14 protein-coding genes and 5 pseudogenes are annotated in these 15201 nt (G+C 72.2%); 12 read left to right on the plus strand and 7 right to left on the minus strand.

Annotated elements, in window-relative coordinates:
- The 4 genes and pseudogenes from RB628_RS35890 to RB628_RS35905 all read right to left on the minus strand — a co-directional run.
- Positions 1-97, minus strand: a pseudogene (locus RB628_RS35890) (sulfate adenylyltransferase small subunit); the annotation flags it as partial.
- Complete coding sequence (cysC, locus tag RB628_RS35895) at positions 94-663, minus strand: adenylyl-sulfate kinase (RefSeq protein ID WP_318324830.1); 570 nt, start codon at positions 661-663, stop codon at positions 94-96. The gene cysC and the pseudogene RB628_RS35890, both read right to left, overlap by 4 nt.
- Positions 664-808: 145 nt before the next feature.
- Positions 809-1624, minus strand: coding sequence for a PaaX family transcriptional regulator C-terminal domain-containing protein (locus tag RB628_RS35900; RefSeq protein ID WP_318324831.1), 816 nt, complete (start codon positions 1622-1624; stop codon positions 809-811).
- A gap of 198 nt (positions 1625-1822) precedes the next feature.
- A pseudogene (locus tag RB628_RS35905) lies at positions 1823-2345 on the minus strand (AMP-binding protein); the annotation flags it as partial.
- 190 nt (positions 2346-2535) lie between these two features.
- Between RB628_RS35905 and RB628_RS35910 the strand changes: the two are divergent.
- Positions 2536-3194, plus strand: a pseudogene (locus RB628_RS35910) (acyl-CoA dehydrogenase family protein); the annotation flags it as partial.
- Positions 3191-3589: a RidA family protein gene (locus RB628_RS35915; RefSeq protein WP_318324832.1), complete on the plus strand. Its 399-nt coding sequence runs from the start codon at positions 3191-3193 to the stop codon at positions 3587-3589. The pseudogene RB628_RS35910 and the gene RB628_RS35915, both read left to right, overlap by 4 nt.
- 15 nt (positions 3590-3604) lie before the next feature.
- Here RB628_RS35915 and RB628_RS35920 read toward each other — a convergent pair whose 3' ends face one another.
- Positions 3605-3793: a DUF5999 family protein gene (locus RB628_RS35920; protein WP_318324833.1), complete on the minus strand. Its 189-nt coding sequence runs from the start codon at positions 3791-3793 to the stop codon at positions 3605-3607.
- Between the two features lie 293 nt (positions 3794-4086).
- Between RB628_RS35920 and RB628_RS35925 the strand changes: the two genes are divergently transcribed.
- On the plus strand, positions 4087-4527 hold the full coding sequence (locus RB628_RS35925; protein ID WP_318324834.1) for a DUF6299 family protein: 441 nt from the start codon (positions 4087-4089) through the stop codon (positions 4525-4527).
- A gap of 96 nt (positions 4528-4623) precedes the next feature.
- Here the strand turns inward: RB628_RS35925 and RB628_RS35930 are convergent.
- Positions 4624-4843 (minus strand): annotated as a pseudogene (locus RB628_RS35930) (aminopeptidase P family protein); the annotation flags it as partial.
- Positions 4844-4964: 121 nt separating this feature from the next.
- Between RB628_RS35930 and RB628_RS35935 the strand changes: the two are divergent.
- The 7 genes from RB628_RS35935 to RB628_RS35965 all read left to right on the plus strand — a co-directional run bounded on the left by RB628_RS35935 (position 4965) and on the right by RB628_RS35965 (position 12796).
- Positions 4965-6185, plus strand: a complete 1221-nt coding sequence (locus tag RB628_RS35935) for an FAD-binding oxidoreductase (RefSeq protein ID WP_318324835.1) — start codon at positions 4965-4967, stop codon at positions 6183-6185.
- A complete protein-coding gene (locus RB628_RS35940; protein WP_318324836.1) occupies positions 6182-6493 on the plus strand; it encodes a (2Fe-2S)-binding protein in 312 nt (103 codons plus the stop codon). The genes RB628_RS35935 and RB628_RS35940 overlap by 4 nt, the downstream gene beginning before the upstream one ends.
- The gene (locus tag RB628_RS35945) at positions 6477-7892 is read left to right on the plus strand and encodes an FAD-dependent oxidoreductase (protein ID WP_318324837.1); all 1416 of its coding nucleotides are present in this window, start codon (positions 6477-6479) and stop codon (positions 7890-7892) included. Before RB628_RS35940 ends, RB628_RS35945 begins: the two co-directional genes overlap by 17 nt.
- Positions 7893-7947: 55 nt before the next feature.
- Positions 7948-8847: a dihydrodipicolinate synthase family protein gene (locus tag RB628_RS35950; RefSeq protein ID WP_318324838.1), complete on the plus strand. Its 900-nt coding sequence runs from the start codon at positions 7948-7950 to the stop codon at positions 8845-8847.
- A 33-nt stretch (positions 8848-8880) separates the two neighbouring features.
- Positions 8881-9882, plus strand: a complete 1002-nt coding sequence (locus RB628_RS35955) for a proline racemase family protein (RefSeq protein ID WP_318324839.1) — start codon at positions 8881-8883, stop codon at positions 9880-9882.
- 34 nt (positions 9883-9916) lie between these two features.
- The gene (locus RB628_RS35960; RefSeq protein ID WP_318324840.1) at positions 9917-10588 is read left to right on the plus strand and encodes a GntR family transcriptional regulator; all 672 of its coding nucleotides are present in this window, start codon (positions 9917-9919) and stop codon (positions 10586-10588) included.
- A 111-nt stretch (positions 10589-10699) separates the two neighbouring features.
- A complete protein-coding gene (locus tag RB628_RS35965; RefSeq protein ID WP_318324841.1) occupies positions 10700-12796 on the plus strand; it encodes a SpoIIE family protein phosphatase in 2097 nt (698 codons plus the stop codon).
- Between the two features lie 15 nt (positions 12797-12811).
- Here RB628_RS35965 and RB628_RS35970 read toward each other — a convergent pair whose 3' ends face one another.
- Positions 12812-14167, minus strand: coding sequence for a lanthionine synthetase LanC family protein (locus RB628_RS35970; RefSeq protein WP_318324842.1), 1356 nt, complete (start codon positions 14165-14167; stop codon positions 12812-12814).
- 334 nt (positions 14168-14501) lie between these two features.
- On the opposite strand from RB628_RS35970, the gene RB628_RS35975 reads away from it, so the two are divergent.
- Entirely contained in the window at positions 14502-14996 is a 495-nt protein-coding gene (locus tag RB628_RS35975; RefSeq protein ID WP_318324843.1) for a MarR family winged helix-turn-helix transcriptional regulator, read from the plus strand.
- A gap of 132 nt (positions 14997-15128) precedes the next feature.
- Positions 15129-15201 (plus strand): annotated as a pseudogene (locus tag RB628_RS35980) (DsbA family protein); the annotation flags it as partial.

The following is a 15201-nucleotide window of genomic DNA, read 5'->3' on the forward strand; positions in this document are numbered from 1 at the left end:
GGATCACCGGCCGTTCGAACTCCCCCGCCACCTCACGGAAGATGTGCACGGCCTCGGACTCCAGCGAGTCCAGATGCGACAGCGCGAACCCGCTCACACGAGCCCCCGCTCCGCCAGTACCGAGTACACCGCGTCCGCCGACTGTGCCGGGGTCTGTTCCTGTGTCCGCAGAGTCAGCGACGGGTCCTCCGGCGGCTCGTACGGATCGTCGACGCCGGTCAGACCGGTCAGCCGGCCCGCCGCCTGGCGGGCGTACAGGCCCTTCACGTCCCGCTCGCTGCACACCTCGACCGGGGTCGCGACATGCACCTCGATGTACGGCGTCCGGCTCGCGTCGTGCCGTTTGCGCACGGCCTCGCGGCTGTCGGCGTACGGGGCGATCACCGGGACGACGGACAGGACGCCGTTGCGGGCGAGCACCTCGGAGACGAGCCCGATGCGCTGGACGTTGGTGTTGCGGTCCTCTCGGGAGAAGCCGAGGCCCGCGGAGAGGAAGCGGCGGATCTCGTCGCCGTCGAGGACCTCCACCCGGTGTCCCTCGGTGCGCAGCCGGTCGCGGAGCAGCTGGGCGATCGTCGTCTTGCCCGCGCTCGGCAGCCCGGTGAGCCAGACGGTGGCTCCCTGAGCCCTGGTGGGTCTCGTGGGCCCGGCCGTAGTGGTCATACGCAACAGTCCTCGTTTCTCTCCCGGCGTGCGGCCCCCCGGACGCTAGGTAAGAAACCTTAGAAGAGGCGAAGAGGAAGCTGAGGGTTCCGTTAGTGACGCCTGATGTGGCCGAGGTCACACGTGACGAACCGGGTCACTCGCGTCACAGTCCGGCGAATGCCGCCCCCGCGTCCCGCAGCCGTGCGTGCAGGCCCTCGAAGACGGCCGCCGAGCGGACGCCCGGCCAGTCCGCCGGGAGCAGATGGGTGGGCAGGCCGGGGTCGGTGTACGGCAGGTGGCGCCAGGAGTCCAGGGCCAGCAGGTAGTCGCGGTACGCCTCGTCGGGCGGGGTGTCCTCGCGCTTCTCCCAGTCGCGCAGCATGCCCGAGTGGCGGTCGAGGAAGGCCTCGTGCTCCTTGGCGATCGCGGCCAGGTCCCACCAGCGGGAGACCGCCTCGACCGTCGCCGCGAAGCCCAGATGCTCACCGCGGAAGAAGTCGACGTACGGGCCGAGCCGCAGCCGCTCCAGAGTGTGGCGGGTCTCCTCGTAGAGGCGGGCCGGAGCGATCCACACGCCCGGGGCCGCGGTGCCGAAGCCGAGTCCGGCCAGGCGGGAACGCAGGACATGGCGCTTCTGGCGCTCCGACTCGGGGACGGAGAACACGGCGAGGATCCAGCCCTCGTCGGGCGGGGGAGGAGCGGCGGCGTACACACGCCGGTCCCCGTCGTCCAGCAGTTGGCGGGCGTCCGGCGAGAGTTCGTACCCGGCCGCGCCCTGGGCCGTCCGGGCGGGCAGGAGCAGGCCGCGCCGCTTCAGCCGGGACACGGACGACCGTACGGAGGGCGCGTCGACGCCGACCGCGGCGAGAAGCCGGATCAGCTCGGCGACGGGTACCGGGCCGGGCATGAAACGGCCGTACGCGCCGTAGAGCGTGACGATGAGAGACCGAGGGGCGTGCTGTTCCGACACGTTGATCATTTTAGGCCGCCGGAATCACTACTGGTCGCCATTTCCGCTGGTCAAATACCTCCGGTGGTTGATTTTCGGTCAAGATCACTTCATGTGGGAGTGGGTGGGGCTGTGTGGGAATGAGTGGGGAACCGGATGGGTTCAGGTCGGCGTGGGGTCGGTGCGCAGCCGGAAGTGCTGGAGTTTCCCGGTGGCCGTCCGGGGCAGCGCCTTGGTGAGGCCGTCGACGGCCCGGCTGTCGCACAGCGCGTGCCGCACCTGCGCGATCTCGCACATGGTCCTCAGCTCGTGCGGACGCTGCTGGGCCAGCACGGTGACCGCGACCGCGCCCGCCTTCAGCACCGCCAGCCAGCAGGCCGCGAGCCAGGGTGTGGTGGGCCCGCGCAGGAGGACACGGTTGCCGGGTACGACCCCGAGATCCCTGGTCAGGACATGCGCGACCCGGTCGACGCGGGTGTGCAGCTCGCCGTACGTCCACACCTCGCCGGCGGCGGTACGGAACGCCGGGCGCCCGGGGGCGGGGCCGCCCAGCAGCTCGGCCGCGCAGTTCAGCCGGTCGGGGTAGCGCACCTCGGACAGGTCGAAGCGGAGGCGGGGCCACTGGTCCGGGGGGCGGGAGATGGTCGCGCGCGAAGGTGTCGACGTGCGCCGAGGGGGTCCGCCGGGCGGGGTCGGCGCGGTCCTCGGGAACCCTGCCGTACCCGGGCTGTGCGGGGTGCATCGGGTCCATGGCGTCCATCGGCGGTTCGCCCCCTTGCCATCGTGGGCGTACTGGTGGGCTCGCCCCGAGAGCGTATCGCGTTGGTGACGACAGTCAACGGTACGCGATACCGTCGGGAAGGGGCCGCGAACGACGGTCTCCGAGGGAGGACCGGCGATGCCCGCATTCTCGCTCGAACCGGCACAGGCCGCCTGGGGTCGTCTTCGCCCGTACGACACCGGGGGCCGGGGCCCGTGGAGTCACGGCCTTCCTGATCCCCGCCGACCGGCCGGCCTCACGGCAGCGCCCTCGACATGCTCTCCCCGCACCCCATCGGCGCCCTCACCTTCGACGCCGTACCGGTGACGGCGGACGACGTCACCGGCGAACCCGACCGCGGATTCCGGGTCGCCATGGGCACGTTGAACCTGTTCCGGCCGAGCGTCGGCGCCTTCGCGGTCGGCATGGCCCGGGCTGTCCTGGACGCCACCCTCGCCCACACCTGCCGGACGGGACGCGTTCGGCGGCAAGCTGAAGGACCTCCAGGCCGTCGCCCACCAGGTCGCCGAGATGGCCCTGCGCACGGAGGCGGCCCGGCTGATGGTCTACGCGGCGGCGGCGGCGTACGACGAGGGCGCCCAGGGTGTCCCCGGACGAGCCGCGATGGCGAAGCTCCTGGCCACCGAGACCGCGCAGTACGTCGTCGACGCGGCCGTCCAGCTGCACGGCGCGCGGGCGCTGCGGCGCGGGCATCTCCTCGAACACCTCTACCGGGAGGTACGGGCACCGCGTATCCACGAGGGGGCAAGCGAGGTCCAACGGGCGGTCATCGCCAAGGAGTTGTACAAGGAGCCGGACGCGACGGGGGAGGTTCTGTGACCGCCGAGCGCGTCAATCCGGCGGGTCTCTCGCCGCCCGCCGGCTTCTCGCACGCCGTAGTCGCCACCGGTTCCCGGGTGGTGTTTCTCGCGGGGCAGACCGCGCTCGACGCCGACGGGAAGATCGTGGGGGACGCGCTGCCCGGGCAGTTCGAGCGGGCCCTCGGAAATCTGCTCGCCGCACTGCACGCGGCCGGCGGTACGCCCGCCGACCTGGCCCGGGTCACGGTGTACGCCACCGACGTCGCCGACTACCGCGCCCAGGCCCCTCGACTCGGCCGGATCTGGAGGAGGCTGGCGGGGCGCGAGTATCCGGCGATGGCGGTCGTCGGGGTCGTGCGGCTCTGGGACGAACGGGCCCTGGTGGAACTCGACGGCTTCGCGGTGCTTCCGTAGGAGGTCAGAGCTTGCTCAGGCCGCGGTCGTCAGACGGTGCGGGGAGACCACGCTGCCGTCGGGCAGCAGCTCGCCGGTGTCGTCGAAGACGATCGCGCCGTTGCACAGAAGGTTCCAGCCCTGCTCGGGGTGGAAGGCGATGATGAGCGCGGCGTCCCGGTCGGGACGGTCGACCGAGGGGCACGGGGGCTGGTGTGAACACATGGTGTGCCTCCGGATCGGATGCTGGTGCTCGGGTACTCGCCTGCGATGGTTCCTTGCCACTCCTGACGATGCCCGTGCCGGGGGCCCGGCGCCAAGTCGTGCCGAGGAAGCGTGACAGCACGCGGACGTGCTGTGACACCACCCTGACATTCGGAGAGGATCCGGAATCGGAAAGGATCCCGCGTTCGACAAGCGGGGCAGTCGGCGCGCACGACTCGCCGACGAAGGGGTGACGATCACGCGTGCGGGCGCGTGGGGCCAGTACCTGTGGAGTCCCCCCAAGGAGGTTCTCCATGTCACTGTCCCTCTCGTCCCTCTCCCGCGCCGCGGCCGTCGCCGCCGGTGCCCTCCTGCTGACCGTGGCCCAGGCCGCGGCGACGGCGGCCGCGGACGAGGGCTTCGACCAGGTGACGGTCGAGTCCGGCACCATCACGCAGGACGGCGAGCTCACCCTCGGCGGCAGCTACCGCTGCCTCAGCACCGGAGGTTCCGTCCGTGTCGCGGCCTCCATCGAGCGCGGCGAGAACGTCTGGCACGGCATGGACAGCATCCCCGCGAGCTGTGACGGTTCCTGGCACCAGTGGTCCGGCACCAAGGCCACCGAGCCGGACGCGTACGAGCCCGGCCCGGTGCGTGTGAAGACCAGCCTGGTGGAGTTCCGCCGCTCGGGCCTCATCCCGCTGCCGACCGTCCACTCGGAGCGGATCCAGGAGATCGTCCTCACGGCGGCCTGATCCGCACCACCGACGCGACGGAGCTGACCGGTGACCGTACTGCGGACCGGTCAGCTCCCGCATTCATGCCTCGACCTCGTCGGACGTACGGCGCAGTCAGGCCGACAGATTCTCGTGACCGTCCGCCGTCACCAGGATGTCGTCCTCGATCCGGACCCCGACGCCCCGGTACTCCGCCGGCCCCGGCAGGTCGTCCGGTGGAAGTACAGGCCCCGGCTCGACCGTGACCGTCGGCATACAGCCCGGTACGCGACGTGGAGCAGTCGTGCACATCCAGGCCGAGCATGCGACCGGTGCCCGCCATGGTGAAGTGGCGGGTCGCCCTCCGGGAGGGACACCTGCGGGCCCTTCTTCGGCTTGAGGTCAGGTCGGCGGCGGCGGGCGGGTCAAGTCCAGGCGTCCTTGGCGCGAATGGGAACATGTGACATTGTACTGGCGTGAGTAAGCGACTGACCTGCGATGTTGTGGTCATCGGCGCCGGAATGGTGGGTGCCGCCTGCGCCCTGTACCTCGCCCGGGCGGGCCTGGTGACCCTCGTCCTCGACCGGGGTCCGGTGGCCGGCGGCACCACCGGCGCCGGCGAGGGCAACCTCCTCGTCTCCGACAAGGAGCCGGGGCCCGAACTTGACCTCGCGCTGCTCTCCGCCCGCCTCTGGCACGACCTCGCCGCCGAGCCCGGTATGGGCGGCGCCGTCGAGTTCGAGGCGAAGGGCGGGATCGTCGTCGCCTCCGACGCCGCGGGCATGGCCGCGCTGACCGGGTTCGCCGCCGGACAGCGGGCGGCGGGCGTCGAGGCCGAGGTGGTCGGCGCCGGGCGACTCGCCGACCTGGAACCGCACCTGGCCTCCGACCTCGCGGGCGGCGTCCGGTATCCACAGGACTGCCAGGTGATGCCCTCCCTCGCCGCCGCCCAGGTCGTCCGGGCGGCCCGGCGGGCCGGAGCCGCCCTGTACACCGGCACGGCCGTCACGGACATCCTGCGCGCACCGGACGGCTCCGTGCGCGGAGTCAGGGCGGCGGGGCACGGCGACATCCACGCCCCGGTCGTCGTCAACGCGGCCGGCACCTGGGGTGGCGAGGTCGCCGCACTGGCCGGGGTGCGCCTGCCCGTGCTGCCACGACGCGGCTTCGTCCTGGTCACCGAACCGCTGCCGCCCGGCACCGTCCGGCACAAGGTGTACGCCGCCGACTACGTGGCCGATGTCGGCAGCGGAGACGCCGGGCTCCAGTCCTCGGCGGTCGTCGAGAGCACGGCCGGCGGGCCGGTGCTGATCGGGGCCAGCCGCGAACGGGTCGGCTTCGACCGGACCTTCTCCCTCCCCGTCGTACGCCGCCTGGCCGCCCAGGCAACGGCCCTCTTCCCGGTCCTCGGCACGGTCCACGCGATGCGCGCCTACCTGGGCTTCCGCCCCTATCTGCCGGACCACGTGCCGGCCATCGGGGCCGATCCCCGGGTGCCGGGGCTCTACCACGCGTGCGGTCACGAGGGGGCGGGGATCGGGCTCTCGGTCGGTACGGGGCACCTGATCGGGCAGTCGTTGACGGGCCGGCCGCCCGATCTGGACCTCACACCGTTCCGTCCGGACCGCTTCGAGGAGAAGCAGGAGAAGGACGTCAAGGAGAAGGACTTCGGAGAGAAGGAGGCGGGGAAACGATGAAGAGGACCCCCCTGGAGCTGGTCCGGGCACAGCCCGGACCGGCACACATGGTCACCGTCGACGGGCGCGAGATCGCCGCACTGCCCGGCCAGACCGTCGCCGCCGTGCTCTGGTCGGCGGGCATCACCTCCTGGCGGGCCACCCGGGGCAGCGGTGCGCCGCGCGGGATCTTCTGCGGCATCGGCGTCTGCTTCGACTGCCTCGTCACCGTCAACGACCGCCCCAACCAACGGGCCTGCCTCGTCCCGGCCACGCCAGGAGACGCGATCCGCACCCAGGAAGGCACCGGCCATGACGAACTCGGCTAGCGCCTCGCTCGCGGTCGTCGGCGCCGGCCCGGCAGGCCTCGCCGCCGCTCTGACGGCGGCCGACCGGGGTGTACGCGTCGTACTCCTCGACTCGGGCGCGCAGGCGGGCGGACAGTTCTACCGGCAGCCCGCGGCGGCGCTGAGGGCACGCAGACCGCAGGCGCTGCACCACTCCTGGGGCACCTGGGAGAGGCTGCGGGACCGGCTGGCGGCACATGTCGCGGCAGGTCGGGTAACTCACCTGTCCGATCGTCATGTCTGGTTCGTGGAGAAGGAGTTCGAGGGCGGCAGCGGGTTCGGTGTGCATGCCCTCCTCGGTCCCGGGCAGACAGGGTCGGAGACCGTCACCGCCGACGCCGTCCTCCTCGCCACCGGCGGCTACGAGAAGGTGCTGCCCTTCCCCGGCTGGACCCTCCCCGGTGTGGTCACCGCGGGGGGCGCCCAGGCGATGCTCAAGGGCGGGCTCGTCCTGCCGGGCCGTACGGTGGTCGTCGCGGGGACCGGGCCGCTGCTGATGCCGGTCGCGGCCGGCCTCGCCGCGGCGGGCGCCGACGTCGCCGCGTACGTCGAGTCCACGCACCCCGCCGACTTCGTACGGCACACCGCGACGCTCGCCGCCAACCCGGCGAAGGTCGCCGAGGCCGCCCAGTACGCGGCCCAACTGCTGCGCCACAACGTTCCCGTGACGGTACGTCACACTGTTGTCGCCGCACACGGCACCGACCGCGTCGAGGCCGTCACCGTCGCCGCCCTGGACACGCACGGCCGGGCCAGGCCGGCCACCGAGCGGCGGATCGCCTGCGACACCCTGGCCGTCGGACACGGCATGCTCGCGCACACCGACCTCGCCGAGGCCCTGGGATGCGCGATCGACGTCACCGCCGACCCCTTCGTCCTCACCGACGCGGAGCAGCGCACCGACGTCCACGGCGTCTGGGCGGCGGGCGAGGCAACCGGCGTCGGGGGAGCGGATCTCGCCCTGGCCGAGGGCGAGATCGCCGGCCACTCGATCGCCGCCCGGCTGACGGGAGCCCCGCCGTCTCCCGCCGACTGGACGACGGCGGCCCGGACCCGTACGAGGCTGCGCGGGTTCTTCGCAGCCGTCAGCGCCGCCTGCACCCCGCCCGCGCACTGGGCGGAACAGGTCACCGACGACACCGTCGTCTGCCGCTGCGAGGAGGTCACGGCAGCCGAAGTCCGGGAAGCCGTCGAAGAGCTGGGCGCGACCGACCTGCGCGCCGTCAAGCTCCTCACCCGCGCCGGCATGGGCTGGTGCCAGGGGCGGATCTGCGCCCCCGGTGTCGCCGGGACCGCCGGCTGCCCGACGGGCCCGGCCAAGCGGCCGTTCGCCCGGCCGGTACCGCTCGGCGTGCTGGCCAAGGAGCCCGAACACCCCTGACCCGGCAGGCAAGTTGCCCACAGCCCACCCCACCGATCCGAAAGCCGAGGCTCCCATGAGCAGTACCGCCCCCACCCCTGTCTGGCGCGGCGTCCTCGTCGCCACCGCGCTGCCGTTGAACGACGACCTGAGCGTCAACTTCGAGGCCTACGCGGACCATTGCCGCTGGCTCGTCGAGAACGGCTGCGACGGCGTCGTACCGAACGGCTCGCTCGGCGAGTACCAGGTGCTCACCACGGAGGAGCGGGCGAAGGTCGTCGAGACCGCGGTCGCCGCGATCGGCGGAGACAGGGTCATGCCGGGCGTGGCCGCCTACGGCTGTGCCGAGTCGGCCCGCTGGGCCGCGCAGGCCAGGGACGCCGGCTGCGCCGCCGTCATGCTGCTGCCGCCCAACGCCTACCGGGCCGACGAGCGCGCGGTGCTCGCGCACTACGCCGCCGTCGCCGAGGTCGGTATCGACATCGTGGCGTACAACAACCCGATCGACACCAAGGTCGACCTCACCCCCGAACTGCTGGCCAAGCTGCACGCGGCCGGACACATCAAGGGCGTGAAGGAGTTCTCCGGCGACACCCGGCGCATCTACCAGCTCCAGGAACTCGCCCCGGAACTCGACGTGTTGATCGGCGCCGACGACGTCCTGCTGGAACTGGCCCTGGCCGGGGCGGTGGGCTGGGTCGCCGGTTACCCCAACGCCCTGCCCCGGGCGACGGTCGAGCTGTACCGCGCCGCCGTGGCGGGCGACCTGGCCACCGCCCTGCCGCTCTACCAGCAGCTGCACGCCCTCCACCGCTGGGACTCCAAGGTCGAGTTCGTACAGGCGATCAAGCTGTCGATGGACGTCGTCGGCCGCCACGGCGGTCCGGTCCGCCCGCCCCGGATGCCGCTGCTGCCGGACCAGGAGAAGGCGGTCCGCGAGGCCACAGAGAAGGCCGTCGCCCTCGGCCTCGCCTGAGCCCCACACCGCCGACCTGAGAGGATCGCCCCCATGCGCAGCAAACTCGTCCTGCACGCCGTCGACTCGCACACCGAGGGCATGCCGACGCGGGTCGTCACCGGCGGAATCGGCACCATCCCCGGCGACACCATGAACGAACGCCGGCTGTGGTTCCGCGAACACCGGGACGACGTACGGAACTTCCTGATGAACGAGCCGCGCGGCCACGCCGCCATGAGCGGGGCGATCCTTCAGCCGCCGACCCGGCCCGACTGTGACTACGGCGTCGTCTACATCGAGGTCTCCGGTTATCTGCCGATGTGCGGCCACGGGACCATAGGCGTGGCGACCGTCCTCGTCGAGACCGGTATGGTCCCGGTCGTCGAGCCGGTCACCACCATCCGCCTCGACACCCCGGCCGGGCCGGTCGTCGCCGAGGTGGCGGTGGAGAACGGCGCGGCCAAGGCGGTCACGATCCGCAACGTGCCCTCGTTCGCCGTCGAGCTGGGCCGCAAGGCGACCCTCGCCGACGGCCGCACCGTCACGTACGACCTCGCCTTCGGCGGCAACTTCTACGCCATCCTGCCCCTCGACGAGTTCGGCCTGCCCTTCGAACGTGAGCGGAGGGACGACATCCTCGCCGCCGGACTCGCCCTGATGGACGCGATCAACGCAGACAGTGCCCCCGTACACCCGGAGAACCCGACCATCAACGGCGTCCATCACGTCTATCTGGCGGCCCCCGGCTCGACCGCCGCCCGGTCCCGGCACGCGATGGCCGTCCACCCAGGCTGGTTCGACCGCTCGCCCTGCGGCACCGGCACCTCCGCCCGCATGGCCCAGCTGCACGCGCGCGGTGAACTCCCGCTGCACCAGGACTTCCTGAACGAGTCCTTCATCGGTACGTCGTTCACCGGGCGGCTCGTGGAAAGCACGGAGGTCGCCGGACGCCCCGCCGTGGTGCCCACGATCACCGGCCGCGCCTGGATCACCGGCACCGCCCAGTACCTGCTGGACCCGGACGACCCGTTCCCGGCCGGGTTCGTACTCTGACACCGCACGATCCGAGATCCAGCCAGGAGAACCCATGGCCGCTCAACGCAGCGGGCCCGCCCTGCCCAGCCTCGGCGGGCCGCGCCCCAGTTACCGGGCGAGCGTCGCCGACGCGCTGAGGGCCGCACTCGTCGCCGGTGAACTGCGGCCCGGCGAGGTCTACTCGGCGCCCTCGCTCGCCGCCCGCTTCGGCGTCTCGGCGACCCCGGTGCGCGAGGCCATGCTCGACCTGGTGAAGGAGGGCATGGTCGATCCCGTGCCCAACAAGGGTTTCCGGGTCACCACGGTCTCCGAGCGGCAGCTCGACGAGTACACCCACATCCGGTCGCTGATCGAGATCCCGATCACCGTCGGCCTCGCCGCGACCGCCGATCCGGCCGCCCTCGAAGCGCTGCGCACGCACGCGGAGGAAAGTGTGGCCGCGGCGGACAGCGGCGACCTCATCGCCCATGTCGAGGCCGACCGCCGCTTCCACCTGGGACTGCTCGCCCTCGCCGGCAACGAGCACCTGGTAGAGGTCGTCGGCGACCTGCGCAAACGGTCCCGGCTGTACGGGCTGACCGCACTGGCCGAGCGCGGCCTGCTGAAGTCCACCGCCGCTGAGCACCTGGAGATCCTCGACGCGCTCCTGGCCCGGGACGCGGAGCGCGTACGGACCGTGATGACCCGGCATCTGGGCCATGTCCGCGGCGACTGGGCCCACTGAATCCCCCTGGACGCCACCGGCCCTCCTGCACGAATGGCGTACGCGAACTCCCCGTGCGCGTTCGGACGTGTTCGGTTGTTGCCGTCCGGGCGCCGGGAGGACACTGAAGCCATGGCCTCCGCGCACGCTGACGACGAACACCAGGACGGACACGACCTGGTGATACAGGCGTTCCGGCAGGCGTCGTACTCGATGTCCGTCTTCGACGTCGAGCAGCGCTACCGGACGCTCAACGACGTGGCCTGCCAGGTGATGGGCGTCGGAGAGGACGAGCTGCTCGGCCGGGCCTTCCCGTACGGCGTGCCGGATGACGTCGAGCAGCGCGGCATGCTGGCGGCCCTGCGGGACGTGGCCGCCACGGGCAAGCCCACGCACTACGAGAGCTTCACACGGGCGCCCTCCGGGATCCGCGAGCACGCCTGGAACCTGGAGCTGTGGCCCGTCCGGGACGCCTCCGGCGAGGTGTGCGCGGTCGGGATGGCCGCGTTCGACAGCAGCGAGCAGCACTGGGCGCGGCAGCGGCTGGCGGTGCTCGACGAGGCGGCCGTCTCGATCGGCACCAGCCTGGACCTCGACCGCACCGCCCAGGAACTCGCCGACCTGGTCGTACCCCGGTTCGCCGACTTCGCCGGCGTCGACCTGCTGGAGGCGGTCATGCGCGGCGACGAGCCCGCCGAGGCCGACCCGGACGGCGAGGTCGTACTGCGCCGCCTCGCCCACGCCTCCGGGCCTGCCTGGGCGCCCGGCGCCGTGCTCGGCCCGGGTACCACCGACACGTACCCGCCGTACTCCCCGCCCGCCCGGGCGCTGCGCACCGGTCAGCCGGTGCTCAGCAGGAGCGGATCCCCCGACTTCGGCCACTGGATGGCGGGGGCAACCGAACGGGCCGAGAGGCTGCGCGGAGTCGTCGTCACCTCGCTGGTCGCGGTACCGCTCATCGCGCGCGGCAGGACACTCGGCGTCGCCGTCCTGCTGCGGACCCGGCCCGACGTCTTCAACGAGGACGACTTCACCCTGGCCAAGGAGCTGGCGAGCCGTGCCGCCCTCTGCGTCGACAACGCCCGCCGCTACACGCGGGAGCGCACCACCGCGCTCGCCCTCCAGGAGAGCCTGCTGCCACGCGGCCCCTCCCGGCAGTCGGCGGTGGACGTCGCCTCCCGCTATCTGCCCACCGACTCACGCGCCGGCATCGGCGGCGACTGGTTCGACGTCATCCCCCTCTCTGGCGCCCGCGTCGGCCTCGTCGTCGGCGATGTGGTCGGCCACGGCATCCAGGCGTCGGCGACCATGGGCAGGCTGCGTACGGCGGTCCAGACCCTCGCCGACGTCGACCTGCCGCCGGACGAACTCCTGGCCCACCTCGACGACCTCGTTTTGCGCCTCGCCGCCGACGACGAGAGCGCCGCCGGCGGAGACCGGGTGGCCGTCAGTGCCACCGGCGCGACCTGCCTGTACGCGGTCTACGACCCGGTCTCCCGTGAGCTGGCCGTCGCCAGCGCAGGCCACCCGCCACCCCTGGTGGTCCTGCCGGACGGTGACACCCAGGTCCTGGACGTCGGCGTCGGCCCGGTGCTCGGAGTGGGCGGTCTGCCCTTCGAGACCACCGAGATCCAGCTGCCGGAGGGCAGCCTCGTCGCCCTGTTCACGGACGGCCTGGTCGAGGCCGCCGGGCGCGACCCGGACCTCGGAACCACCCTGCTGACCCGCACCCTGGCCGACGGCCACACGACCGGGGTCCCGCTTGAGGACCGCTGCGACCAGGTCCTGTCCGCCCTGCTGCCCACGTACCCGAACGACGACATCGCCCTGGTCCTGGCCCGCACCCGCGCCCTGGACGCCGGCCACGTCCGGGTCTGGGACCTGCCCGCCGACTTCGAGGTGGTCGCCGAGGCACGCAGACGGGCCGTCACCCAGCTGGAGGAGTGGGGGCTGGAGGAGGCCGCCTTCGTCACCGAACTGGTCGTCAGTGAACTGGTCACCAACGCGATCCGCTACGGCGCCGACCCGATCCAGCTCCGGCTGATCCACGACCGTACGCTCATCTGCGAGGTCTCCGACGGCAGTTCGACGTCACCGCACCTGCGCCGGGCCAGGATCTTCGACGAGGGCGGCCGGGGCCTGCTCCTGGTCGCCCAGCTCACCACCAGCTGGGGCACCCGGCACACCAGGAACGGCAAGACGATCTGGGCGGAACAGGCGCTGACCTGACGGTTTCCGCCACCCTCAGGCCACGGCCGTACCGCCCGTGGCCCGCAGCCGCTGCGGCACCGCCCACCACTGGTCCGGCCGGTCCACCACCACGGCCCCCGGCCCGGTCTCGATGAACCGGGCGAGCCGGAAGAGGTAGGCCGCGATGCCCGCCGCGCCCTGCATCCACGCGGTGCCCGGGGGCAGCAGCGGGGGCTCCTGACGGTGTTCGAGGAAGCGCCAGCGGGCGCCCGCCTCGTCCCTGACCGCCCGGTCCACCAACGCGTCGCCCATCCCACGCGCCGCCCGCACGAGGGTCTCCGCGGTGTCCGTGTCGCCGCTGTCCTGCGCCGCGTCCAGGAGTACGTCGCCCACGCCCGCCGTGCCGCAGCAGCGGCCGTCGTTGTCCCAGAAGCCGGGGCGCAGGCGCTGCGGGACGCCCGAGGTGAGGATCGAGGTCAGACAGCGCTGCCGCAGCTCGCCGGCACCGAGGCCCGACACCTCCGTCACGCCCGCGTGTGCCAGCGCCGCGAACAGGTGCGAGGTGCCCGCCGGACCGTGGCACCACGTGTACGTCACCGGCTCCACCTCCCGCTTCGACGGCGGGACCGTGTGCGGAACGACGAACCCGCCGTTGTCCAACAGGCCTGTGGACAGGACGTGTCGGACTCCCTGGACCGCGGCTTCCACGAAGTCCTTCCGGCCCAGCGCCGCCCCCGCCACGGCCAGCGCCGAGGCCACCCCGGCGGTGCCGTGGGAGTAGTTCGGTGCCCGCCACTCCGTGGTCGTCCCGATGCCCCAGTCCAGGCCCGCCTCCGTACGGTCCGCCGTTCGCAGCAGTGCCTCGCAGCCCGTCGTGGCGATCGACTCCGCGAACTCGCCCCCCGCCCAGACAGCGGTGAGGACCACGCCCGCGGTGCCCATGACGATGTCGTTGAGGGGTGCGTCGGAACCGGCTTCGAAGTCGACGGTGGTCCGCCAGCCGTCGGGGGTGGTCAGCTCGGCCAGCCTCCGCAGCGCGACCGACTCCGAGCCCGGGGCGAGCAGCCTCAGCGCCGTCACGTCACCGGCCAGGCCTTCGTACAGCGAGGGTTCCGTCCGGTCCCGGGCCGCCGACGACAGCCTGGTGACGATGCCGGTCGCCAACGACCGCTCCCGGTCGGTGGGTTCGCGGTACCGCGCGATCTCCGCCAGCACGGGGGCCAGACCCGCGATCCCCGAGTACAGACAGTCCCGGTCCTCCGAGGGCGTCGTGTCCGCGTCCTCGGACACCGTCTCCGGCAGCCACGGGCCGTCGTCGTCGCGGATCCGGTCCAGCACCCACGACCAGGCGGCCTCGGCCAGGTCCCGATAACCGTCGTACGGACCGCTGGCATCGCTCGCGTTGTTCATCTCCGGCACCCGGTCACGCTACAACCGCACGCCCGCCGCCGGCAGGCGCCCACCCGCGGCGCCGCGGTGCTCCCGCTCCGCCGCCGTGGTCATGAGTAGGGAAAACCTGTTCATACCGGGTGCGGGGGCGGCGGCTTCGGCCCGGTGGGAAGGACCCATGGCGGAGAGCACGACCCCCGCCGGGGACATGGACGATGTTGAGCGGACCATGACGTTCTGGGTGGAGGCGCCAATCTAGTCCGCCCTGCCTTCCCGGGGGTGGTGCGTCCTCCGGCCGGATACACGGCATGATCAGTGGATGGGAGCCGTAGAGGACGAGAGTGGCGGTGGCGAGATGGCGGAGCGGGCGGAGATCTCGTCGCCGGAGGAGGCGGCGAACAACGCGCTGGTGCTGGCGTTCGGGCGGTTGCAGGGCGCGGCCAACCGGCTGGAGTACATCCTCGGACGGTCGCTGGAGCAGGAGTGCGGCATCAGTCACCTCATGTTCGAGGTGCTGCTCATCCTGGGGCGGGCGGGAGGGCCCGGTCTGTCCATGCGGGCCGTCGCCCAGGAGCAGGTGCTGACCACGGGTGGTGCGACGCGTCTGGTGGACCGGATGGAGGCGGCCGGGCTCGTCGAGCGCGCCGAGGACCCGGACGACCGGCGTGGCCGGCTGGTGCGGCTGACGCGGCTGGGGGAGGAGACCGCGGTGCGGGCCTCCCGGCTGCATGTGGAGAACATACGGCGGTATTTCGTGGCGCCACTGCCTCCCGAGGACTGGGATCGGTTCACCGAGGACCTGCGCATCCTCAGCCACAACGCGCGGGACGAACTGCCCCGCCTGCCCTGAGTTCGCGGGCGTGAGTGTGTCGGGTGCCACAGCTGTGACACAGGTGCGAGGAAATACCTGACAAGTCAGTTACTGTTTCCTCGGGTGAAGCGCTCGCATTCCGCGGACGCCACACCCCTGCCGAGGTCCTCCATGAAGCTCGTCTACGCCTTCGACGCCTACTGCGGCTGGTCGCACGGTTTCTCCGGAACGCTGCGCGAGGTCG

The organism is Streptomyces sp. ADMS (genome assembly GCF_033441795.1).
GTDB lineage: Bacteria > Actinomycetota > Actinomycetes > Streptomycetales > Streptomycetaceae > Streptomyces.

Bases quoted from the DNA above. Each gene is read 5' to 3' on its own strand.
- RB628_RS35965 (WP_318324841.1), top strand. From the start codon at position 10,700: ATGGCCTCCGCGCACGCTGACGACGAACACCAGGACGGACACGACCTG.
- RB628_RS35940 (WP_318324836.1), top strand. From the start codon at position 6,182: ATGAAGAGGACCCCCCTGGAGCTGGTCCGGGCACAGCCCGGACCGGCA.
- RB628_RS35970 (WP_318324842.1), bottom strand. From the start codon at position 14,167: ATGAACAACGCGAGCGATGCCAGCGGTCCGTACGACGGTTATCGGGAC.
- RB628_RS35920 (WP_318324833.1), bottom strand. From the start codon at position 3,793: ATGTGTTCACACCAGCCCCCGTGCCCCTCGGTCGACCGTCCCGACCGG.
- RB628_RS35975 (WP_318324843.1), top strand. From the start codon at position 14,502: ATGGCGGAGCGGGCGGAGATCTCGTCGCCGGAGGAGGCGGCGAACAAC.
- RB628_RS35955 (WP_318324839.1), top strand. From the start codon at position 8,881: ATGCGCAGCAAACTCGTCCTGCACGCCGTCGACTCGCACACCGAGGGC.
- RB628_RS35925 (WP_318324834.1), top strand. From the start codon at position 4,087: ATGTCACTGTCCCTCTCGTCCCTCTCCCGCGCCGCGGCCGTCGCCGCC.
- cysC (WP_318324830.1), bottom strand. From the start codon at position 663: ATGACCACTACGGCCGGGCCCACGAGACCCACCAGGGCTCAGGGAGCC.
- RB628_RS35960 (WP_318324840.1), top strand. From the start codon at position 9,917: ATGGCCGCTCAACGCAGCGGGCCCGCCCTGCCCAGCCTCGGCGGGCCG.
- RB628_RS35950 (WP_318324838.1), top strand. From the start codon at position 7,948: ATGAGCAGTACCGCCCCCACCCCTGTCTGGCGCGGCGTCCTCGTCGCC.
- RB628_RS35945 (WP_318324837.1), top strand. From the start codon at position 6,477: ATGACGAACTCGGCTAGCGCCTCGCTCGCGGTCGTCGGCGCCGGCCCG.
- RB628_RS35900 (WP_318324831.1), bottom strand. From the start codon at position 1,624: ATGATCAACGTGTCGGAACAGCACGCCCCTCGGTCTCTCATCGTCACG.